The sequence below is a fragment of the Pseudomonas vlassakiae genome (genome assembly GCF_014269035.2).
GTDB classification, from domain to species: domain Bacteria; phylum Pseudomonadota; class Gammaproteobacteria; order Pseudomonadales; family Pseudomonadaceae; genus Aquipseudomonas; species Aquipseudomonas vlassakiae.
Genome location: NZ_JABWRP020000014.1, coordinates 37,386 through 57,553, shown reverse-complemented (window position 1 = coordinate 57,553; position 20,168 = coordinate 37,386). Strand labels below are relative to the sequence as shown.

18 protein-coding genes are annotated in these 20,168 nt (G+C 62.6%); 7 read left to right on the top strand and 11 right to left on the bottom strand.

Annotated features, from left to right (window positions below):
- The first annotated feature begins 70 nt into the window (after window positions 1-70).
- Together HU738_RS18225 and HU738_RS18220 are read left to right on the top strand one after the other, a co-directional pair.
- The gene (locus tag HU738_RS18225; protein WP_176507276.1) at window positions 71-919 is read left to right on the top strand and encodes a helix-turn-helix transcriptional regulator; all 849 of its coding nucleotides are present in this window, start codon (window positions 71-73) and stop codon (window positions 917-919) included.
- An 85-nt stretch (window positions 920-1,004) separates the two neighbouring features.
- Window positions 1,005-2,399: an aspartate aminotransferase family protein gene (locus HU738_RS18220; RefSeq protein ID WP_176507275.1), complete on the top strand. Its 1,395-nt coding sequence runs from the start codon at window positions 1,005-1,007 to the stop codon at window positions 2,397-2,399.
- A 38-nt stretch (window positions 2,400-2,437) separates the two neighbouring features.
- On the opposite strand, the gene HU738_RS18215 is transcribed toward HU738_RS18220, so the two are convergent.
- The 3 genes from HU738_RS18215 to HU738_RS18205 all read right to left on the bottom strand — a co-directional run bounded on the left by HU738_RS18215 (window position 2,438) and on the right by HU738_RS18205 (window position 6,840).
- Window positions 2,438-4,438 (bottom strand): peptidase U32 family protein, encoded by a 2,001-nt coding sequence (locus tag HU738_RS18215; protein ID WP_186603893.1) that lies wholly within the window; start codon window positions 4,436-4,438, stop codon window positions 2,438-2,440.
- A 135-nt stretch (window positions 4,439-4,573) separates the two neighbouring features.
- Window positions 4,574-5,575, bottom strand: coding sequence for a 4-hydroxyproline epimerase (locus HU738_RS18210; protein ID WP_186603894.1), 1,002 nt, complete (start codon window positions 5,573-5,575; stop codon window positions 4,574-4,576).
- A gap of 23 nt (window positions 5,576-5,598) precedes the next feature.
- Complete coding sequence (locus tag HU738_RS18205) at window positions 5,599-6,840, bottom strand: NAD(P)/FAD-dependent oxidoreductase (protein WP_186603895.1); 1,242 nt, start codon at window positions 6,838-6,840, stop codon at window positions 5,599-5,601.
- Between the two features lie 245 nt (window positions 6,841-7,085).
- Between HU738_RS18205 and HU738_RS18200 the strand changes: the two genes are divergently transcribed.
- Entirely contained in the window at window positions 7,086-8,567 is a 1,482-nt protein-coding gene (locus HU738_RS18200; protein WP_186603896.1) for an alanine/glycine:cation symporter family protein, read from the top strand.
- Between the two features lie 72 nt (window positions 8,568-8,639).
- Here the strand turns inward: HU738_RS18200 and HU738_RS18195 are convergent, their stop codons facing one another.
- Window positions 8,640-9,317: a GntR family transcriptional regulator gene (locus tag HU738_RS18195; RefSeq protein ID WP_217871488.1), complete on the bottom strand. Its 678-nt coding sequence runs from the start codon at window positions 9,315-9,317 to the stop codon at window positions 8,640-8,642.
- Between the two features lie 181 nt (window positions 9,318-9,498).
- Between HU738_RS18195 and HU738_RS18190 the strand changes: the two genes are divergently transcribed.
- Together HU738_RS18190 and HU738_RS18185 are read left to right on the top strand one after the other, a co-directional pair.
- On the top strand, window positions 9,499-10,395 hold the full coding sequence (locus HU738_RS18190) for a dihydrodipicolinate synthase family protein (RefSeq protein WP_186603897.1): 897 nt from the start codon (window positions 9,499-9,501) through the stop codon (window positions 10,393-10,395).
- A 94-nt stretch (window positions 10,396-10,489) separates the two neighbouring features.
- Entirely contained in the window at window positions 10,490-12,067 is a 1,578-nt protein-coding gene (locus HU738_RS18185; RefSeq protein ID WP_186603898.1) for an aldehyde dehydrogenase (NADP(+)), read from the top strand.
- Window positions 12,068-12,169: 102 nt separating this feature from the next.
- Here the strand turns inward: HU738_RS18185 and HU738_RS18180 are convergent, their stop codons facing one another.
- Window positions 12,170-14,266, bottom strand: coding sequence for a TonB-dependent receptor family protein (locus tag HU738_RS18180; RefSeq protein ID WP_186603899.1), 2,097 nt, complete (start codon window positions 14,264-14,266; stop codon window positions 12,170-12,172).
- A gap of 59 nt (window positions 14,267-14,325) precedes the next feature.
- A complete protein-coding gene (locus tag HU738_RS18175; RefSeq protein WP_186603900.1) occupies window positions 14,326-14,685 on the bottom strand; it encodes a RidA family protein in 360 nt (119 codons plus the stop codon).
- 140 nt (window positions 14,686-14,825) lie between these two features.
- On the opposite strand from HU738_RS18175, the gene HU738_RS18170 reads away from it, so the two are divergent.
- A complete protein-coding gene (locus tag HU738_RS18170) occupies window positions 14,826-15,521 on the top strand; it encodes a tRNA (adenine(22)-N(1))-methyltransferase (RefSeq protein WP_176507271.1) in 696 nt (231 codons plus the stop codon).
- 1 nt (window position 15,522) lies between these two features.
- On the opposite strand, the gene HU738_RS18165 is transcribed toward HU738_RS18170, so the two are convergent.
- Window positions 15,523-15,783: a DUF2790 domain-containing protein gene (locus tag HU738_RS18165; RefSeq protein ID WP_186603901.1), complete on the bottom strand. Its 261-nt coding sequence runs from the start codon at window positions 15,781-15,783 to the stop codon at window positions 15,523-15,525.
- Window positions 15,784-15,907: 124 nt separating this feature from the next.
- On the opposite strand from HU738_RS18165, the gene HU738_RS18160 reads away from it, so the two are divergent.
- Window positions 15,908-16,840, top strand: coding sequence for a LysR family transcriptional regulator (locus HU738_RS18160; RefSeq protein WP_176507269.1), 933 nt, complete (start codon window positions 15,908-15,910; stop codon window positions 16,838-16,840).
- 1 nt (window position 16,841) lies between these two features.
- On the opposite strand, the gene HU738_RS18155 is transcribed toward HU738_RS18160, so the two are convergent.
- From HU738_RS18155 to HU738_RS18140, 4 genes are all read right to left on the bottom strand, one after another.
- Complete coding sequence (locus tag HU738_RS18155) at window positions 16,842-17,393, bottom strand: YbhB/YbcL family Raf kinase inhibitor-like protein (RefSeq protein WP_186603902.1); 552 nt, start codon at window positions 17,391-17,393, stop codon at window positions 16,842-16,844.
- Between the two features lie 48 nt (window positions 17,394-17,441).
- Window positions 17,442-17,747 (bottom strand): hypothetical protein, encoded by a 306-nt coding sequence (locus tag HU738_RS18150; protein WP_186603903.1) that lies wholly within the window; start codon window positions 17,745-17,747, stop codon window positions 17,442-17,444.
- Window positions 17,748-17,858: 111 nt separating this feature from the next.
- Window positions 17,859-19,157 carry an MFS transporter gene (locus HU738_RS18145; protein ID WP_176507266.1) on the bottom strand — a complete coding sequence of 433 codons (1,299 nt, stop codon included), beginning with the start codon at window positions 19,155-19,157 and terminating at the stop codon, window positions 17,859-17,861.
- Between the two features lie 322 nt (window positions 19,158-19,479).
- Window positions 19,480-20,112 (bottom strand): SEN1982 family lipoprotein, encoded by a 633-nt coding sequence (locus HU738_RS18140; protein ID WP_186603904.1) that lies wholly within the window; start codon window positions 20,110-20,112, stop codon window positions 19,480-19,482.
- Window positions 20,113-20,168 lie beyond the last annotated feature (56 nt).

Below are 20,168 nucleotides of genomic sequence, written 5' to 3'. Positions count from 1 at the left end.
GGGTGATGGCCTGCACCACGGCCCCATGCAAGAATCCCAACCACAACAACCCCGGCATGGGACCACGACAATGAGCAAAGACCGGCTGAAATCGCCCGACTGGTACGTGCAGATGGCCCGTGTCGTCGACGCCCAGGGCTCGCCGGGCTTCGTCGAGGCACTGTTCGCTGCGCTCAAGCTGATTGCCCCGTGCCAGGCCATCACCGTGTTCCTCTACCCGCGCAAAGGCCTGCCCTCGGCATTGTTCGAAAAGGACGAGGAAGGTCCGTGGCTACCGGAAGGCAACATCCACAAGTACCTCGAAGGCTACTACTTGCTGTGCCCGTTCTACCGGGCCTGCATGGACGGCATCGGCCCCGGTTGCTACCGCCTCAGTGACGTCGCCCCTGACCACTTCAAGCGCAGCGAGTACTACCTGGCGTTCTACCAGCACGCCCACCTGGAAGACGAACTCAACTTCATCGTCCCCCTCGACGAGCACCTGACCATCGCCGTGGCCCTGGCCAGCACCCGCCGCCTGGACCGCCAGCAGGTCAATGACCTCAAGTGCGTGGCGCCGTGGGTCGTGGCAACGGTGCGGCGGCAGTGGAGCCACCTCGATGTCGACGCCTTGGGCGGGCGTTTCGAGAGCGCCTTGGGCCGGCAGATCAACGCCGCGCTGAACAACTTCGGCTGCTCGCTGCTCACCGAACGCGAGTGCCGCATCGCCCAGTACCTGCTGCGCGGCCACTCGACCCGGTCCCTGGCCGAGCGCCTGGGGATCAGCGAGGACACGGTGAAGACCCACCGCAAGAACCTCTACACCAAGCTCGATATCGCCAAGCAGTCCGAGCTGTTTTCGCTGTTCATCGACTCGCTGGCCCAGGCCCAGGAGGGCCTGAGCAAGGATCCGCTGGAAAGCTACCTGCGAAGGCGCTGAACGCGCCGTTTCACCCCACCCGATTTTTACTGTCAGCGGTCTGGCAGGGCCAACTGCACGCCGCGTCTTACCCTGGAGAACAACAATGAACGCACCGTTCCAAGCCAAGCTGCACGCCCAGCGCGATACCCGTGACTACCAGGCCGGCGACGCCGCCCACCACATCCACGCGTTCCTCGACCAGAAGGCGCTGAACGCCGAGGGGCCGCGGGTGATGGTCGGCGGCGAGCGCCTGCACCTGTGGGACAGCGACGGCAAGCGCTACCTGGACGGCATGTCGGGCCTGTGGTGCACCCAGCTCGGCTATGGCCGCAAGGACCTCACCGCCGCTGCCGCCGCGCAGATGGACCAGCTGGCCTACTACAACATGTTCTTCCACACCACCCACCCGGCGGTGATCGAGCTGTCCGAGCTGCTGTTCAGCCTGCTGCCGGGCCACTACAGCCACGCCATCTACACCAACTCCGGGTCCGAGGCCAACGAGGTGCTGATCCGCACCGTGCGTCGTTACTGGCAGGTGGTCGGCCAGCCGAGCAAGAAGATCATGATCGGCCGCTGGAACGGTTACCACGGCTCGACCCTGGCCGCCACCGCGCTGGGCGGCATGAAGTTCATGCACGAAATGGGTGGCATGATCCCGGATGTCGCGCACATCGACGAGCCGTACTGGTATGCCGCCGGTGGTGACCTGACCCCGGCCGAGTTCGGTCGCCGCTGCGCCCTGCAACTGGAAGAGAAGATTCTGGAACTGGGCGCCGAGAACGTCGCCGGCTTCATCGCCGAGCCGTTCCAGGGCGCCGGCGGCATGATCTTCCCGCCGGAAAGCTACTGGCCGGAAATCCAGCGCATCTGCCGCCAGTACGATGTGCTGCTGTGCGCCGACGAAGTCATCGGTGGCTTTGGCCGCACCGGTGAGTGGTTTGCTCACGAATACTTCGGCTTCGAGCCGGACACCTTGTCGATTGCCAAGGGCCTGACTTCGGGTTACGTGCCGATGGGTGGCCTGGTGTTGAGCAAGCGCATTGCCGAGGCATTGGTCGAGCGTGGCGGCGTGTTCGCCCATGGCCTGACCTATTCCGGGCACCCGGTGGCGGCGGCGGTGGCCATTGCCAACCTCAAGGCGCTGCGCGATGAAGGCATCGTGCGCCAGGTCAAGGAAGACACCGGGCCGTACCTGCAGCGCATCCTGCGCGAGGTGTTCGCCAACCATCCGCTGATTGGCCAGGTGCAAGGTGCAGGCCTGGTGGCGGCGCTGCAATTTGCCGAGGACAAGGGCAGCCGCAAGCGTTATGCCAATGAGAACGACCTGGCCTGGCAGTGCCGTACTTATGGCTTCGAGGAAGGGGTGATCATCCGTTCGACCTTGGGCCGGATGATCATGGCGCCGGCGTTGGTGGCCAACCACAGCGAGCTGGACGAGTTGGTGGAGAAGACCCGGATCGCGGTGGATCGGACCGCGCGCGGGTTGGGCATTCTGTAAGTATCAAAAAGCGGGGCTGCAAAGCAGCCCCCATGTCTTCAATGCATCCCGCGTGGAATGGTCTTGAGCAGGTCTTCCGGGCTGATGTGCCCCACCACCTGGGCCACCGCGCTACCTGGGCTCGGCAGGTCGATGATGTGGTTTTTCATCTTGCCGATCACATGCATCTCGCACGGCTTGCAGTCGAACTTCAGGGTCAGCACTTCATCGCCCTGGATCAACTGCATCGGCGCTACCTTGGTACGCACGCCGGTGACGCCCTTGGCCTGCTTGGGGCACAGGTTGAACGAGAAGCGCAGGCAGTGCTTGGTGATCATCACCGGCACTTCGCCGTGTTCTTCATGGGCTTCGTACGCCGCGTCGATCAGCTGCACGCCATGGCGGTGATAGAAGTCACGGGCCTTCTGGTTGTAGACGTTGGCCAGGAACGACAGGTGCGACTCCGGGTACACCGGTGGCGGTGAGGTCTCGGCCTTGCGCCCGCCACGTGGGTGCGCCTTCACCCGGGCCTCGGTCAGCGCCTCGATGGCTTCACGGCGCAGGGCCTTGAGCTGCGAGTTGGGGATGAAGAACGCCTGCGGCGCATCCAGTTCGATGCGGTTGGCGTGGTACATCGTGGTGCCCAGCTGGCCGAGCAGGTCGTGCAACTGGTCCAGGGCCTGCTGCGGCTTGTTGGCAGCACCAAACGGGCCATCCAGCGCCACTTGCACGCTGACGCCTTCTTCACTGCTGACGGTCAGCATCAGCCGCTGCTCGCGCAGCACCGCGTGCCATTCCACGCCAACCCGGCGCTCGGCCGAGGTGCGTAGCAGGGCCTGCTGCCAGTTGTGGTCGAGGTTACGCGACAGCGGGTGGTTCGGCCGCAGCTTGTGCAGGCCTTCCGGCATCTCGTTAGGCTCGACGCGATAGCGGTAGCGCTTGTGGCCGTCTTCCTCGAACTCGCCACGCGGCTCGGCGATGTTGGCGCGGAAGCCCACCACCTCGCGCTTGACCAGCACGTTGAGGCCATCGCCGTTGGTCAGCGGCACGTCGGTGACCACCTGCAGGTCACGCTTGCCGACTTTCTCCACCACGCCGACCGCAAGGCCGGTGAAGGTTGGCGAATCGAAGGCACCGATGTCGACCTTGCGCTCGGTGACGAAGTAGTCGGTGCTGCCGCGATGGAAGGTCTTGTCCGGGTCGGGCAGGAAGAAGTGCTCGGTACGGCCGCTGGAGGCGCGGGCCAGTTCCGGGCGGCCTTCGAGGATGGCGTCGAGTTGCTTGCGGTAGTGGGCGGTGATGTTCTTCACATAGCCCATGTCCTTGTAACGGCCTTCGATCTTGAACGAGCGCACGCCGGCATCGACCAGGTCGGCCAGGTTGGCGGTCTGGTTGTTGTCCTTCATCGACAGCAGATGCTTCTCGAACGCCACCACGCGACCCTGGTCGTCCTTCAGGGTATATGGCAGGCGGCAAGCCTGGGAACAGTCACCCCGGTTGGCGCTGCGCCCGGTCTGGGCGTGGGAGATGTTGCACTGGCCGGAGAAGGCCACGCACAGCGCACCGTGGATGAAAAACTCGATGGCCGCGTCGGTTTCGCTGGCGATGGTGCGGATCTGCTGCAGGTTCAGCTCGCGGGCCAGTACCAGCTGGGAGAAACCGGCCTGGTCGAGGAACTTGGCCCGCTCCAGGGTGCGGATGTCGGTCTGGGTGCTGGCATGCAGCTCGATCGGCGGGATATCCAGCTCCATCACCCCCAGGTCCTGGACGATCAGCGCGTCGACGCCAGCATCGTAGAGCTGGTGGATCAGCTTGCGTGCAGGTTCCAGCTCGTTGTCGTGGAGGATGGTGTTGATGGTGGTGAACACGCGTGCATGGTAGCGGTGGGCGAACTCGACCAGTTCGGCGATATCGCTGACTTCGTTGCAGGCGTTGTGGCGCGCGCCGAAGCTCGGGCCGCCGATATAGATGGCATCAGCGCCGTGCAGGATCGCCTCACGGGCGATGGCCACGTCACGGGCAGGGCTGAGCAGTTCCAGGTGGTTCTTGGGAAGGGACATGTCGTTATAGGTTCGGGCTGTCACGGTTTAGGGCGGCATTGTAGCGATGAAATGGGTTGGAGGCATCTTTAGCTGCCGGAAGGGTAGAAAGTGCTCAGCGCAAGCAGCGGCACCTTGGCCGCTGCTGCTGGAGCTTCACATCAATTGGAAACCGTGGGCCAGCGGATCTCGGTCATCGACCAGGATATTGTTATGGCCGATGACGCGTGCCCAGCCAGCAACACTCGGCATGATTGCTGAGTGGCTACCGACCTTGGCTGCTGCCTCAACGCGGCAGTCGAACAGCGTGCCGATAATGCTCTCGTGAACGAAGGCATCGCCGACCGACAGGCGCCCCTTTGCGACCAACTGCGCCATGCGCGCAGAGGAGCCGGTACCGCATGGCGAGCGGTCGATGGCTTTTTCACCGTAGAACACGGCGTTCCGGGCGTTTGCCCGTGGGTGGCGCGGCGTGTCCGTCCACATGACGTGGCTGACGCCTTTGATGCGCTTGTCCTCGGGGTGCACGGGTGCCAGTGCCTCTTCAGCAGCGCGGCGAACCAGCGGGCTCAATCGCACGATGTCGCGAGCGGACATCGAGTCCAGGCCTTTCCAGTGCTCTTGTGGCTCGATGATCACGTAGTAGTTACCGCCGTAGGACAGGTCGACAGTGATCTTGCCGAGCTCTGGTACTTCGATCTCGACGTCTGCTGCGTGCAGGTAGCTGGCTACGTTGTAGAGCCGCACCTGCTCGATGTACTGACCATCACGCTTGTACTCGATTGCCACGCGACCTGCAGGCGCTTCGATGGCCAGTTTGCCCTCGACCTTCGGTACCACCAGGCCTTCTTCCAGGGCAGCGGTAACGGTGCCGATGGTGCCGTGACCACACATCGGCAGGCACCCGCTGACTTCGATGAAGAGTACGCCGATATCGCAGTCGTCACGGGAGGAGGGGTACAGGATGGTGCCGGACATGACGTCGTGGCCGCGTGGCTCAAACATCAAGGCCTGGCGAACCCAGTCGTACTCGCGCTGGAAGATTTCTCGCTTCTCAGCCATGGGTACGTTAGGGAGCTGTGGGGCACCGCCGGCAACTACTCGAACGGGGTTGCCGCAGGTATGTGCGTCGACGCAGAAGAACGTATTGCGAGCCATGAATCGTTGCCTCTTGTTGTTGCTTAGTTGAACCGTTCGACAGAGAAGGGTGCGAGATCGATCGGTGGCGTTGCACCCATCGCCAAGTCTGTGGCCAGGCGCCCGGTAGTGGCTGCCTGGGTGAGGCCCAGGTGGCCATGGCCAAAGGCGTAGATGACGTTGGGGTGTCGCCTGCTGCGCCCGATGACAGGCAGGCTGTCCGGGGTGGTAGGGCGATGGCCTGCCCACGGTTTACCGCCTTGAGCGTTGAGGTTAGGCAGGTAGATGGATGCCAGCTTCACCAGGGCTTCCGAGCGTTTGAAGTTGGCCACGGCGTCGAGGCCCCCGAACTCTGCCGCGCCGCCGATTCGAAGGCCGCAGGTCAGCGGTGTCGCCACGAAATGACGCTCCGCGAAAATGACCTCGCGAGAGAGTTGAACACCTGGCTCAGCGATCGTGGTGTTGTAGCCGCGCTCACTTTCCATCAGCACTCGGTCGCCCAGCTTTTGGGCCAGAAGTCCTGACCAGGCTCCTGCTGCGATCACGACCTGGTCGGCTGTGAGGGGCTGACCGTCTCGCAGTTTCACGTCCACTTCCAGGCCGCTGTACGGGTTCACCTCGACAACGTCGCCTTTGATGATGGTAAGGCCACGAGATACGAGTGAAGCGCGGAGCAATTCGACGAAACACTTCGGGTCGTTGATGTGCGACCACTGAGGCGTGAAGACCCCGTATTTCACGTTTTCACTTAGCGCAGGCTCAAGCTCACGGGTTTCTTCGGCGTTCAAGTATTGAACCTCGACACCGAGGTTGGCCTTCAGCTTCCAGCTGTCAGCGTCGGCATTCAGCCCCTTTTTCGTCTCGTAAACCGTCAATGCACCTTGGCGATGAAGCTCGCCGGCCATGCCGTTGACTTCGAGCATCGGCAGCAGGTCGTCATACACCCGCTGGTTGATGGAAGCCAAAGCAGAGGCAATGCGGGTCATTTCCTGGTGAGTGCCGACTTTCGAGAAGTGCAGGAACCAAGGAATCATTTTGGCGGTATGGCCAGGACGCAAAGCGAGCGGTCCCAGTGGATCCATTATCCACCCTGGGATCTTCCACAACATCCCTGGCACTGATGCTGGGATCATCTCTGTAACCGCGATACCGCCTGCGTTTCCGTAAGAGGCCTTATCACCCTCAGGGTCTTTGTCGACGAGCGTAACGCGCGCCCCGCTCTGGAGCAAATGATGGGCTGTTGAGAGCCCTACGACACCAGCGCCGATCACCAGCACGTGCTTCATGGTTAATTAACCTCTTATTTTTCAATCCTTTACTGCATTTTTTGGCTTTGCCTGGAGATCAGGTTCATGCCCTTGCTTGACAACTGTAGATTGGATACAGAGAATCCTGATGTCAATTGCTTTCTCGCTCCACCTACTCAAGAACAAAGGGCTGCCCGACACAGCTGGCGGCACAGGCTCTGTCATGCCCGAACTGCTTTCGAAATCATCAAGACCTGCCTAATAAATACAATGAAGGTGTGCTTATGGAATTCTTAGTGGTAATCAATGAGTGGCTATGGAATCCACTCATCGTTGTCATCCTCGGTTTCGCGTTGTTTCTCACGGTCAAAACGCGATGCCTTCAACTTCGTCGGTTACCTGACATGCTTAAGCTGCTGGTAGCGGATAACTCGGGGCACTCGGGGATCTCCTCTTTTCAGGCATTCACGCTGACGCTGTCCAGCCGGGTTGGGGTGGGGACGGTTGCAGGTGTGGCCACTGCCGTTGCTGCCGGTGGCCCTGGCGCCCTGTTCTGGATGTGTGTGATGGCCTTCCTTGGTGGTGCCACGGCCTATGTCGAGTCCACGCTGGCTCAGGTCTACAAGAGCAAGGTCAACGGTCGCTATCGCGGCGGCATCCCCTACTACATAGAAAAGGGGATGGGCCGGAAGGGCCTGGCGGTGGTGGCTGCCATCTTTGCCATGACGCTGTACTCGATGATTGCGCCATGCATCCAGTCCAACAACATCGCAAACAGCTTCCATAGCGCCTTCGGTGTCGATCCCGTGTACAGCGCCTCTGTCGCCGCCGCTGTGTTGGCCTTCATCATCTTTGGCAACCCTAAGCGCCTGATCAGCTACGTCGAGCGTGTTGTTCCGCTGGTTGCGACGGCCTATGTCGTGATGGCGATCGTTATCCTGATCATGAACGCAACTGCAGTGCCAGGCGCGTTGAAGCTGATCGTCAGCAGTGCCTTGGGGTTGGATTCCATGTTTGGCGGCATGATGGGTGCGGCAATCGCCTGGGGCGTGCGCCGAGCGCTGTTCTGCAACGTGGCCGGGGTCGGTGAAGGTACGTTCGGGGCTGCTGCTGCCGAGGTCTCACACCCCGCCAAGCAGGGCCTGGTGCAGTGTTTTTCCATCTATGTCGATACCATGATCGTGTGCATGGCGACCGGCCTGATGATCGTGGTGACCAACAGCTATAACGTCATCGACTCCGCCGGCAATGTCATCATCAAGTACCTCTCGGTCGAAGCCGGGCCTGCCTTCACCCAGGCGGCAATCGATTCGACATTCCCAGGTTTTGGTGGCGCCTTCGTAGCGGTCTCGATCTCGTTCTTCGCGTTCTCGACGCTGGTGGCGTTCTTCTTTATCTGCGAGAGCAACCTGCTGTATCTGCAGCGTGGGAAAGGGCGTATGGCACCAGTGCTGCTGCGCTTTGCCATGGTCGGCATGGTGTTTTTCGGCGCAGTGAACCCGGCCTCGCTTATCTGGGCTATCGGCGATATCGGCTATGCCTCTCTCGCCTGGCTCAATTTCATCTGCTTGCTCTTCCTCGCCAAGCCGGCGCTTGCGTGTCTGCGGGACTATGACGAGCAGCGGAAGAAGGGGATTGATCCGGTGTTTGACCCGCTGAAACTTGGCATCAAGAACGCCGAATACTGGCTTCCTGGCCGTGAGAGGCCCGCGGAGCAGCACGTTGATGTTGAGCCTGGTTTGAGCCTGCGCCCGACATCCGTTTGAGGGTCACCATCAGCAGGCCGCCACAAGCGGCCTGTGTCCACCACCCTGTGGCTTTCTCATGCCTGCGTATGGCTAGGCGCTGGTCATGCCATTTTGCTTGAGTGCATCACGCAGTTGACGGCCAGCATCAAGGATGTGCTTCCTCAGGTAGACCACTGCACGTTCGACATCCCTGGCTTCGCACAGTCTCAGAATTTCGCGGTGATCAACTTCTGCATCCTCAATGGCATCCGTCAGCAGCAATTGGAGCCTGACGTAGCGCTCGGTCTGCAGGTTGATACCCTGCGCGACGGCCAGTGTCTGAACGCGATTGGCTCCGGCATACAGGCTCTTGTGGAACTCCCAGTTGAGCGTTCCCCAACTGGAAGTGTCCCGGCGGTGGTAGGCCTCTTCCAGCCGCGGCAGGATCTCCCGCGCCACCGCGAGTTGCTCGTCGCTGATTGCCGGGATGGAGCGCTCGAGCAGTTCGCATTCAAGCAATGCGCGAAGATCGAAAAGTTCGGAAATCTGCTCCTCAGGTATAGAGGTAACGACCGCGCCTTTGTGTATCTGGAAGGCGATCAGCCCAGCAGCTTCCAGCTGACGGAACGCTTCACGAACAGGCATCCGGCTCACGCCATATTCGGCGGCGATGGCCTCCTGGATGAGAGGTTCTCCCCCCTTGAACTCACCGTTAAGGATGCGTTCGCGCAATGACTCCGCCAACGTCTCAGGGATGCTCTGGCGTTTGATTTTATGCCCCGCGCTCACCTTTTCTCTCCGATCAATCAGGCTTGTACTTATGGATCCAGTATTTGTGAGCCGCCAGGCCACAGGAACCGGCTCAACCTTACCCTAACACGGCGGAAAATAAAATCTAGCGCCTTGGATTGTTTATTTGTAGATTGGATACAGTACACAACCACAACAAAACCTATCGAGGTATTGAGCAATGGCAATCTGGAAAGGCGTCTTCCCTGCGGTAACCACCAAGCTGACTCAGGACGGTCAGGTTGATATCGCCGCTACCGAGCAAAGCATCGAGCGCCTGATCGCCAATGGCGTGAGCGGTGTGATCGTCCTGCCGATGCTGGGCGAGAACGCTTCGATGTCGCTTGAAGAACGCGAGCAAATCATCCGCGCCGCGGTCGAAACCGCCGCTGGCCGGGTACCGGTTCTGTCCGGCCTTGCGGAAATCACCCTGGAAAACGCGAAGAAGAACGCCGCCCTGTATGAGCGCTTCGGCGCTCAGGGCCTGATGGTCTTCCCAAGCCTGGGCTACAAGACCGACCCTCGCGAAACCGCCCACTGGTACAAAGAAATCGCCAGCGCCTCCAAGCTGCCGATCATGATCTACAACAACCCGATCGCTTACGGCGTTGACGTCACCGTCGACATCCTGCGCGAGCTGGTAGACACCCCGGAAATCGTCTGTATCAAGGAAGAAACCGGCGACATCCGCCGCGTGACCGACATGTACAACGCCTTCGGCGACCGCTTCAGCATCTTCTGCGGCGTTGACGACCTGATCGTTGAAAGCAGCTCTCTGGGCGTGACCGGCTGGGTTTCGGGCATGACCAACGTCTGGCCAGCCGAGTGCGTGAAGATCTTCGGCCTGTGCGCTGAAAACCAATACCCAGAGGCCCTGAAGCTGTACCGCCTGCTGACTCCATCCTTCCACCTCGACACCCACGTCAAGCTGGTTCAGTACATCAAGCTCGCCGAGCACCTGGTGTATGGCGCTCCAGAGTGGACTCGTGCTCCACGTCTGTCGCTGGTGGGGGCTGAGCGTGAAATGGTCATCACCACCATCCAGGCTGCTATCGAAGGCCTTGAGAAATTGAAGTGATGCGCCAATCCGCCGGATGAGGCTATCCGGTAGGCGAAAGAGGGTGCCCCTGTGCAGGGCACCCTTTTCCAATCAGCCAATAACGAGGTACTCCATGGCGTTGTCGGGACAAAATTTGATTGGCCAGCAGGCTGTAACAGGGCAGAACGGTCAGATCTGGGGCATCAATGCCGCTACGGGTGACAAGTTGGAGCCAGCCTATGGCGGAGCTACCCTGGATGACCTGGAGCTTGCTTGCAAGCTGGCAAACAGCGCGTTCAACGAGTACCGCGAGACGTCCGCCGATGTCCGCGCGCGCTTTCTGGAGAGCATCGCGCAGAACATCCTCGATATCGGCGATGAACTGGTCGAGCGCTGCATGACCGAGACCGGGCTGCCTCGCGCTCGCATCGAGGGTGAGCGTGGTCGCACCGTTGGCCAGCTTCGTATGTTTGCTGCCGTGGTACGTAGCGGTGATTACCTGGACGCTCGCATCGATCCAGCACAACCAGGGCGCAAGCCGCTGCCACGGGTCGATCTGCGACTACGCAATATCGCCGTTGGCCCGGTTGCAGTGTTCGGTGCTTCGAACTTTCCGCTAGCATTCTCGGTTGCTGGTGGTGACACCGCTTCGGCACTGGCTGCTGGGTGCCCGGTGATCGTCAAGGCTCACTCCGCACATCCCGGCACGTCCGAACGGGTGGGCCGCGCCATTCAACAGGCGGTGAAGGCTGCAGGTCTGCCAGAAGGCACCTTCTCGCTGTTGTTCGACTCGGGCCGCAATATAGGCCAGGGTTTGGTTGCGGACAAACGCATCAAGGCTGTCGGCTTCACCGGCTCGCGTACTGGCGGTACCGCGCTGATGCACATCGCAGCCAACCGTCCAGAGCCTATCCCGGTATACGCCGAAATGAGTTCGATCAATCCGGTGCTTCTGTTGCCCAAGGCTCTCGAAGAGCGTGCCGAGAAAATCGGTCAGGCGTTTATCACGTCGCTGGGCATGGGCGCCGGCCAATTCTGCACAAGCCCGGGCCTGATCCTGGCAGTGGATAGTCAAGGGTTGCACAGGTTCATCGAGAGTTCGGCCCAAGCCCTCTCTAACAGCCAGGCCCAGACCATGCTGACGCCTGGCATTCACAAGAGCTATTGCCAAGGCGTTGATGCGTTCAAGCGTCATCCCAAGGTTTCTCAGATCGGAGAGGGGCAGGCCGGCGGGATCCACCAAGGCCAGGCAGCACTCTTCAGCGTAGCTGGAGCTGACTTCCTGAACGACGAAGCGCTGCATGCAGAAGTCTTCGGCTCATCGTCACTGGTGGTTCGCTGCGATTCGCACGCACAGCTTCAGGAAATCGTGGCGTCGCTGGAGGGTCAACTGACGGCCTCCGTTCACCTGGCCGATGGCGATCGCGAACTGGTGCGCCAATTGCTGCCAACGCTGGAGCTCAAGGCCGGGCGTATCCTCGTCAACGGGTTCGGTACTGGCGTAGAGGTAGGCCATGCCATGGTACACGGTGGCCCTTTCCCTTCGACTTCTGATCCCCGGGCAACCTCGGTGGGCAGCCTGGCTATCGCGCGTTTCCTTCGTCCTGTGTCGTATCAGGATCTGCCGCAGGAGCTGCTGCCAGAGGCGCTCCAGGACGCCAATCCGGCGGGCGTGCCGCAACGTATCAACGGCCGCCTGATATCCGCATGAGTGAGTGGGGCTTGTTGATGCTGGCGGGCCCCACCCGCTAACGCCTCTGGTGCTCGCTTCGTGAGCAAAATCCTGCTTCGGCGCGGAGTGGGTGAACAGGGTTTAGAACTGGTACTCCAGCCCGGCCCCGGCATACCAGGACCGGCCCGGCGCCGCCTCGTAATACCGGCCATTGCCATCACCGACAATCACCGACCCCACATATTGCCGGTCTAGCAGGTTATCGAGCCGCACCAGTTGGTGGAACGTCCACGGCCCGACCTGCTGCTGGAACTGCGTGCGCCAGTTGAACACTGCATACCCCGGCGCCGCATGCTGGTCGTTGGTGTCCTCGACATACACCTTGCTCCGGTACTGCCCCTCCAGCCCCATGCTGATGCCGTCACGCGGCTTCCACACCAGCTCGCCGAACAGGCTGCTGCGCGGCACGCCGGGCAGCTGGTTGCCTTTGTCGATGGTCGTGGTGCCCTGGGTGAAGGCCTCGTCATAGGTGGCATCGAGCAGGGTGTAGGCCAGGTTGGCCTGCCACTGTGCGTTCAGTTCACGCTGCACGCTCAGCTCGAAGCCGCGGCGCAGGGTCTTGCCGGCGTTGCGGTAGCTGGTACGGCCATCGGTCGAGGCGGCAACCACGATTTCGTCCTGGGTGCGGATCTCGAAGACCGCCGCGTTGATCCGCGTGCGTGAGTCCGGGCGCATCTTCAGGCCCAGTTCGTACTGCGTGCTGGTGGCCGGTTTCAGGCCGAAGTTGAAGCCTTCCAGGGCTCCTGGTGCGTAGGCCATCTCGGCCTGGGTCGGCGTCTCGAAGGCCTTGCCGGCGCTGATGTAGCCATGCAACTCGGGGGTGAAGGCGTACATCACCGACAGGGTCGGCGTGGTGCGCTGGTATTTCTTCGAGCCACTGGCATCGCCATTGGCCAGGAAGTGGTCGTCCACCTCCATCTCCATGCTGCTGTGACGCAGGCCGGCATCCACGGTCCAGCGGTCCAGTTCCCAGTGAGCCTGCAGGTACGGGTCGAGGCTGGTAGCGGTGTCCTTTTCGTCACGGCGCAGCTCGCCCTTGACGCCCAGGGTGTCGCCGCTGAAGTTCTGGAAACCACGGCGGTCGTCGCGGCTGCGGTCGTAGTCGGCGCCGAACGTCAGGGTCAGGTTGCCGGGGGCGGCGCTGATCGGCTGGATCCAGCGCAGGGTGCCGCCATGGAATTCGCGGTCGAAGTCGACCACGCCGCCGCCGCGGTTGTTCGCCGGCGTGCCCTTGGGGATCGACAGGTACTGGATCACGCTGCGCTTGCCGCCATACAGGTTGAACTGCAGGGTCGCCTCGCCAAAGTAGCGCTCGTAGTTCATGCCCACCTGCTGGTGGTGGATACTCTTGCGCGTGTCGTATTCCTCGGCGCGTGCTGCCACCGAGCGTGGGTCGTGCTTGTAGGCGTCCCAGGTCTGCCCCAGTGGGTCTTCGGTGCCGTTCTGCTCCAGGGTACTGAAGATCAGCGCCAGGCGGCTGTCTTCATCGGGCTTGACGTGGACCTTGGCAAAGGTCTGGTCGCGGCGGGCGGCACTGTGGTCGCGGTAGCCGTCGGTGTCCATGCGCGAGGCATCGACCAGGAAGCCGGCCTGTTCGCTGCCGCCTTCGCTGTAGAGGTGGTTCTTGTTGAATCCATCACTGCCGAAGGTGGTTTCGGCGCCCACTTTGGGTGGGCCGGAACCCTCGCGGGAGAACATCTGGATCACCCCACCGGCATTGCTGCCATAGATGGCGGACGCCGGGCCGCGCAGCACTTCGATGCGGTCAGCCACGTCGAGGTTCAACGAGGCCGCCTGGCCCTGGCCATCCGGGGTGCTGGCCGGGATGCCGTCGCTGAGCAGCTTGATGCCACGGATGCCAAAGGCCGAGCGGGCGCCATAGCCACGCGAGGATATCTGCAGGTCCTGGGCGTAGTTCTGGCGGTTCTGCACCACCAGGCCAGGTACGCGGTTGAGCGCTTCCGACAGGTTGACGCCCAGCTGGCCATCGGCGATTTGCTGGCGCTCGACGGTATCGATGGAGTAGGGCAGGTCGAAGCTCGGGTTGGGGGCGTAGGTGCCGGTGACCACCACCGGTTCCAGCAGATTGAAAGTGGTGACCGGTTCGGCCTGGGCCAGTGGGCACAGGCCGGGCAGCAAGACGATCAGGGCCTTGCGGCGAAAAGGGGGGAATTGCATGCAGCGTCCTGCTTTCTGGAAGAAGGCTCCGCCCGAAGGCGGAGCCGGTAAAACGGTAATCAGCGCTTGGCGGCCATGGCGGTCACTTCGACGCGCATGTCAGGGAAGGCCAGTGCAGCCACGCCTACCGCGGCGCGCACCGGCCACGGCTTGCTGAAGAAACGCTGGTAGACCTCGTTGAAGGCGGCGCGGTCGGCCATGTCGGTCAGGTAGATGGTCAGGTGCATGACCCGGTCCATGCCGCTGCCAGCCTTTTCCAGGGCATCCTTCAGCGCCTGCAGGGTGCTCTCGCTCTGCTGGGTGATGTCGCCATCGAGATCGGCCGGGATCTGCGTAGTGACGAGAATACCGTTGTACTCAGCGACGTCGGAGGAAATGGACTCGGCGTCGGAATCCGGTGTGTAGATAAGATCTGCCATGTAGGTTCGCCTTGCTACGGAAGGAAAGCGGCAAGCCTACGCGAGCCTGTCGCGAGGGTCGAGCCGACGGGCGCTTATGCATTGAATTAACCCGCCCTGGCAGTCAGAATCGCCGCCGATTGCCGAGCAAGGGGCCGGAGTTGAACGAACAGACATTATCGATGCGCCTGGAGCGTGTGGCGGCGCATGTGCCGCAGGGTGCGCGGCTGGCCGATATCGGCTCGGACCATGGTTACCTGCCGGTGGCACTGGCGCTGCGTGGCGTGATCGAAGCCGGGGTGGCCGGTGAGGTGGCGCAGACACCCTATGCCTCGGCCCAGCGCAATGTGCGTCGCAACGGCCTGACGGACACCGTCACCGTGCGCCTGGCCGACGGCCTGGAGGCCATCGAGGCCAGTGATCGCATCACCGCCATCAGCCTGTGCGGCATGGGTGGCAAGACCATGTGCGAGATTCTCGAGCGTGGCAAGGCGCGCCTGAACGGCCGCGAGCGGCTGATTCTGCAGCCCAATGGCGATGAGCGTGAGCTGCGCGGCTGGCTGATGGACAACGGTTACCGGATCGTCGACGAAGAGCTGCTGCGGGAAAACCGTTTCGACTACGAGATCATCGTGGCCGAACCCGCCGACGCGGTGGCCTACAGTGCCGAAGAGCTGTATTTCGGGCCTCTGCTGATGCGTGAAAAAAGCCCGGCCTTCCTGACCAAGTGGCAGCGCATGCTGCGTCAGAAGCAGCAGAGCCTGGCCAACTTCGAGCGTGCCCGCGGTGCCATCCCGCAGGAGAAGCTGCGTGACTTCGCCCGGCAGATTGGCTGGATCAACGAGGTGCTGGGCTGATTCACTGCTGCGAGCAGTCGCCCATTTCGCGGTAGTCGATTTCGCGCTTCTGGCCCTGATGGTCGACATACACCATGTGTGCGGTACCGACCTGGCAGTCGGCAGCGTTGCTGGCCGGGGTGATCGAGATGACCTTGGCCACATCCAGCGGCATGCCGTATTCATAGTGGTTGGCGACGGGCTGGCTGGCCGGCGCATCGGCGAAGGCGCCGAACGAAGCAAGGGCGGCAGACAGGGCGACAAAAGCAATCGAACGTTTCATGGCAGGCTCATTTTTCAATGTTTTACCAATGATGTATTCAATGGTGATGCACAATAAATGGGCTAAGTCGTGATAGATTCCTGCCTGCAACGTACGAATAAGAGTGCTGAAGGAGCCCGGCGCCATGGACATGCTGCACGCAATGCGTACCTTTACCCGGGTGGTGGAGTGCGGCAGTTTCGCCGCTGCCGCCAATGCCCTCGATATTTCTGCGGCGCAGGTGTCGCGCATCGTTGCGGAGCTTGAGAACCAGCTGCAGACCCGCCTGTTGCATCGCACCACCCGGCGTTTGCGGATGAGCGAAGCGGGCGAGCGCTTTCTGGAGCGGGCGCGGCAGATCATGGCACTGACCGATGAGGCCGTGGACGAAGCACGCGGTGCCCACCTCACGCCACGAGGCTGCCTGCGCCTGCACTGCCCGCATGGCCTGGGCCTGTTGCTGATGCCGCTGGTGGCCGGCTACAACGCGCTGTGCCCGGAAGTGGCCATCGAGCTGACGCTGTCCCAGCGCAACCCCGACCCGCTGGCCGAGGGGCACGACGTGGTGATTACCGTGGACGAGGCCTTGCCCGATTCGCAGCTGATTGCCGTGCCGCTGGGCACCATCTTCAGCATCCCCTGTGCGGCGCCCAGCTACCTTGAAGCCCATGGCGTGCCCGAGCGGCCGCAAGACTTGCACGAGCACCGCTGCCTGCGCATGGCTTACCCGATGCATGAAGGTGACTGGGTATTCCCCCAAGGCCTGGACCAGTGCGTGATCGCCCCGCGTGACAGCTTCCTGACCAACGTCGCCGACGCCATGCTGGTGGCCAGCGAACTGGGCATGGGCATTGGCCTGTTGCCGTTCTATACCGCCAGCCAGGCCATCGAGCAGGGGCGCCTGCGGCGGTTACTGGCGCCGTACCGGTTACGTGAGAATGCGCTGTATGCGATTTACCCGTCGCGGCATTACCTGGATGCCAAGGTGCGGACCTGGATCGACTACCTCAAGGAACAGTTGCCGGGGTTGTTCGCGAGCCATGAGCGCATTGTCGACGACCCCCGGTTCTGGCGATGAATCAGTGACCGTAACGGCCGACCAGGCTCTGCGCGCCGAGCGCATGGTCTTTGAGCAACTCCATCAAGCCACCGCGATCCAGTTCCTGCGGCAAGGTGCCCAGCGGCAGGTCGGTGGCGATCAGGGTCAGTGCATAGTGGTGAGGCTTGTCCCCGGCCGGTGGGCAAGGGCCACGATAGGTCATGGTGCCGTGCGAGTTGCGCCCGACGATCAGCGCCTCGCTGGTCTTCCAGCCGGCGCCTTCCTCCAGGCCATTGAGCGCCGGGTCGATGTCATAGGCGACCCAGTGCACCACGCCCAGGCCCTTGCCACCGTCCGGGTCGAACATCACCAGGGCCAGTGACTGCGTGCCATAAGGCAGGTTCTTCCAGCTCAACTGCGGTGTGCGCCCCTCACCGGCGCCGCAGGCGGGGTCCGGGCCGACCTGCTGCAGGCCAAGGACACCGCCATCGGTGAAGGACGACGAGCTGATCGACAGTGCGGCAGAGTCGCCACCGGCAGCCAGGGCAGTGCAGGGCAGCAAGGCGGCGAGCAGCCAGGGTGTGAGGTTCATGGCGATTCCTCGGCAGGGCCATGCGCCGCAGTGTAGACCAGTTGAGGGTCAGCGGCTGTCCTGGTCTTCGGCGTTGCCCCCGGTGCTCCCGGCGCCTGAGCCTGTGGCCTCACCGGTGCTGTTGGAGCCACCGGCCGCGCCATCGGCGGCGTCCGAGTTGCTGCCGGTGTCGCTGCTGTCATTGTTGCGGCCGCTGCCCGGGCTGTTGACGCTGCTGCCTTCACCCGCAGTCTTGCCGCCACGCTGGTCGGTTTGCGGATGGCTGTCGGTGTGGGTCGTGTCCGTGGCGGCGTAACTGGTGGCAGCGGCGGTGCCCAAGGCAAGGGCGAGCAACAGCGAGTGAATGCGGATCATGGCACGTCTCCTGGAGGGATGATCTGTCATTCGTTTGGCTCGTCGAGGTGGGCAGGGTGCCCGATGGGCGACGGGCGGTCGAAAAAAAGGGCCGCGATTGCGGCCCTTGCATTACTTGGCTTCTGGCTGCGCACTCGGCGCAGGGGGCGTTACCGGTTCCAGCGGCGGATGCTCTTGCGCTGCATGCATCAGGTCCTCGGTCACCCGCAGTTCCGCGCCGGTCGGCGAGAAGGTGGTCGAGGCCGTGAACGGTGCCGGGTGCTCGGCTGCCGGGCGCTTGCCGCGCCGCCAGAGGAAGAAGCACACCATCCCCAGGTTGACCACGGCAAAGGCCCAGAACAGCCCCACTTCGCCGAATTCGGTCATCGCCGGCGAGATGGCCAGCGGCGCCATGGCCGAGCCCAGCGAGTTGATCAGCAGCAGGCCCTGGATCATCGGCACCAGGGCATCGGACGGGGCGCGGTCGGCGGCATGGCTGACGGCCACCGGGTACAGCGCGAACACGCCGCCACCGAGCAGGAACATCACGGCCGGCAGCAGGGCCGAATCCGAAGGCAGGAACACCGTGACCAGCGACAGCACCATGCACAGCGCAGCCAGGGCGATCAGCACATCCTGGCGGTCCTTGCGGTCCGACCAGCGCCCCACCGGGTACTGCAGCAGCATGGCGCCGAGGATCACCCAGGCCATCATGTTGCCGACTTCACCGACATCCAGGCCGATGCGCTGCAGGTACAGCGGCAGCAGCGCGTAGATGCCGGCAATCACCACCCCGGAGCCGAAGCAGCCGACCAGCCCCGACGGCGCCACGCCCAGCAGCTGGCGGGGCTTGAGCGGCTCGACCTGGTCCAGCAGCGGCGACACCCGTGGCAGGATCACGATCGGCAGGACCGACAACGCGGCGAGCATGCCGGCCAGCATGAACGGGGCACTGTCGCCCAGGTGGGTGATCTCGCCAAGGCCGGCCTGGGCTATCACACCGGCGCCATAGAAGGCGATCATGTACAGCGCCAGCAGGCGCCCGCGGATTTTCGCGTCACCGGCCAGCAGCAGCCAGCTTTCGATCACCAGGAACACGCCGACGGCTGCCCAGCCATTGATCAGGCGCAGCACCGACCACCAGGTGGCGTCATAGAACAGCCCCTGCAGCAGAATGGTCGCGGCGATCAGCGAGGCGAAGCTGGTGTAGGCGCGGATATGGCCGATGCGCAGGATCAGCCGGTCGTTGAAGATGGCGCCGAGGGTCAGGCCGATGAAATAGGTCGACGACACGATACCGATGGTCGTTGCCGATTCGCCGGCAGCGTCCAGGCGCAGGGTGGTAAGGGAAGACATGAAGCCGTTGCCCAGGGCAATGATGAACAGCCCGAGCAGGGGCGCCAGCGCCATGGCCAGCAAACGCGGAGACATACGTACCTCAAGTTGGAGTGGCGGTCGGAAAACGCCTTTTCGAGCGCGCACGCCAGGTCGCCCCGTCGAGGGCAGAGGAAGGTGCACGGATGTGCCTGGGCTGGATGCGACCTGGGCAAGACTCAACCGCTGGGCCCTGAAAGAGCCGGGCCAGGCGGGGTCGGTTGAGCCTAGTTCACATGGGCGTCATGTGTTCAGGCCTGGACTCTGTCGTTGCTGCCGGTTGCCACCGTTCAAGGCGACGGGCGAAAAGGAAGCGCGATTCTACGGCTTGCGACCGATTTGCCCAAGGGGCCAGGGCCTGCGACGAGACGCCGCAGGGCTATTGCTCGAACAGCCGTTCGTGCACCCAACCGTTGTTGGTCAGCACCATCACGCGCTTTTCCCGCGCCGGCGTTTGATGGGTCGCCAGCGCATTACCCAGATCACGGATGCTGGCCCTGACCTGGTCATTGGCCGCCCAGTCAGGCAGCCCGGTGACCTTGTAGGCATAGGTCACATCGGACACGGTGTGCCCCCTCATCTGGCCCGGCTCGCTGAACTGCTCGATCGCCGTGACCTCGGCCTTGCCGAAGCACAGCCCGCCGCGGGTCTGGCCGTTGAGCATCTTCTGCGCACCCGCCTTGTAGTACTTGCGGCCTTCCTCGGTGAGGTCATAGGCGTAGTAGATATCGGTGCGGGCCGGCTGCCACAGGCGCTCCGGCACTTCGACGCGAGCGATTTCCTTCTCGCTGACGATTCCGACCCCGGCCAGCGCATGCAGCGCCTTGTTGGTGCCGGTGACGTCGAAGTCCTGGGTCTTGGCGGGGAAGTCAGTGACCACGAAGCAATGGGGATACTGCGTGTCGAGGTAAGCCTGGGCCGCCTTGCGGAAATTGGCCTCGTTGGCGTTGTGGGTGTCCGAGCAGCCGGCCAGGGTGGCCAGCAGCGCCAGCGGTGCGATCGTCCTGTACATGATCAAGCGTCCTTGGGAGGCAAGTTAACCAGTGGGCGGCATTAGAACCCACGGGT

Coding starts and splice junctions, on each gene's coding strand:
- HU738_RS18225 (WP_176507276.1), top strand. CDS start 71: ATGAGCAAAGACCGGCTGAAATCGCCCGACTGGTACGTGCAGATGGCC.
- HU738_RS18220 (WP_176507275.1), top strand. CDS start 1,005: ATGAACGCACCGTTCCAAGCCAAGCTGCACGCCCAGCGCGATACCCGT.
- HU738_RS18215 (WP_186603893.1), bottom strand. CDS start 4,438: ATGTCCCTTCCCAAGAACCACCTGGAACTGCTCAGCCCTGCCCGTGAC.
- HU738_RS18210 (WP_186603894.1), bottom strand. CDS start 5,575: ATGGCTCGCAATACGTTCTTCTGCGTCGACGCACATACCTGCGGCAAC.
- HU738_RS18205 (WP_186603895.1), bottom strand. CDS start 6,840: ATGAAGCACGTGCTGGTGATCGGCGCTGGTGTCGTAGGGCTCTCAACA.
- HU738_RS18200 (WP_186603896.1), top strand. CDS start 7,086: ATGGAATTCTTAGTGGTAATCAATGAGTGGCTATGGAATCCACTCATC.
- HU738_RS18190 (WP_186603897.1), top strand. CDS start 9,499: ATGGCAATCTGGAAAGGCGTCTTCCCTGCGGTAACCACCAAGCTGACT.
- HU738_RS18185 (WP_186603898.1), top strand. CDS start 10,490: ATGGCGTTGTCGGGACAAAATTTGATTGGCCAGCAGGCTGTAACAGGG.
- HU738_RS18180 (WP_186603899.1), bottom strand. CDS start 14,266: ATGCAATTCCCCCCTTTTCGCCGCAAGGCCCTGATCGTCTTGCTGCCC.
- HU738_RS18175 (WP_186603900.1), bottom strand. CDS start 14,685: ATGGCAGATCTTATCTACACACCGGATTCCGACGCCGAGTCCATTTCC.
- HU738_RS18165 (WP_186603901.1), bottom strand. CDS start 15,783: ATGAAACGTTCGATTGCTTTTGTCGCCCTGTCTGCCGCCCTTGCTTCG.
- HU738_RS18160 (WP_176507269.1), top strand. CDS start 15,908: ATGGACATGCTGCACGCAATGCGTACCTTTACCCGGGTGGTGGAGTGC.
- HU738_RS18155 (WP_186603902.1), bottom strand. CDS start 17,393: ATGAACCTCACACCCTGGCTGCTCGCCGCCTTGCTGCCCTGCACTGCC.
- HU738_RS18150 (WP_186603903.1), bottom strand. CDS start 17,747: ATGATCCGCATTCACTCGCTGTTGCTCGCCCTTGCCTTGGGCACCGCC.
- HU738_RS18145 (WP_176507266.1), bottom strand. CDS start 19,157: ATGTCTCCGCGTTTGCTGGCCATGGCGCTGGCGCCCCTGCTCGGGCTG.
- HU738_RS18140 (WP_186603904.1), bottom strand. CDS start 20,112: ATGTACAGGACGATCGCACCGCTGGCGCTGCTGGCCACCCTGGCCGGC.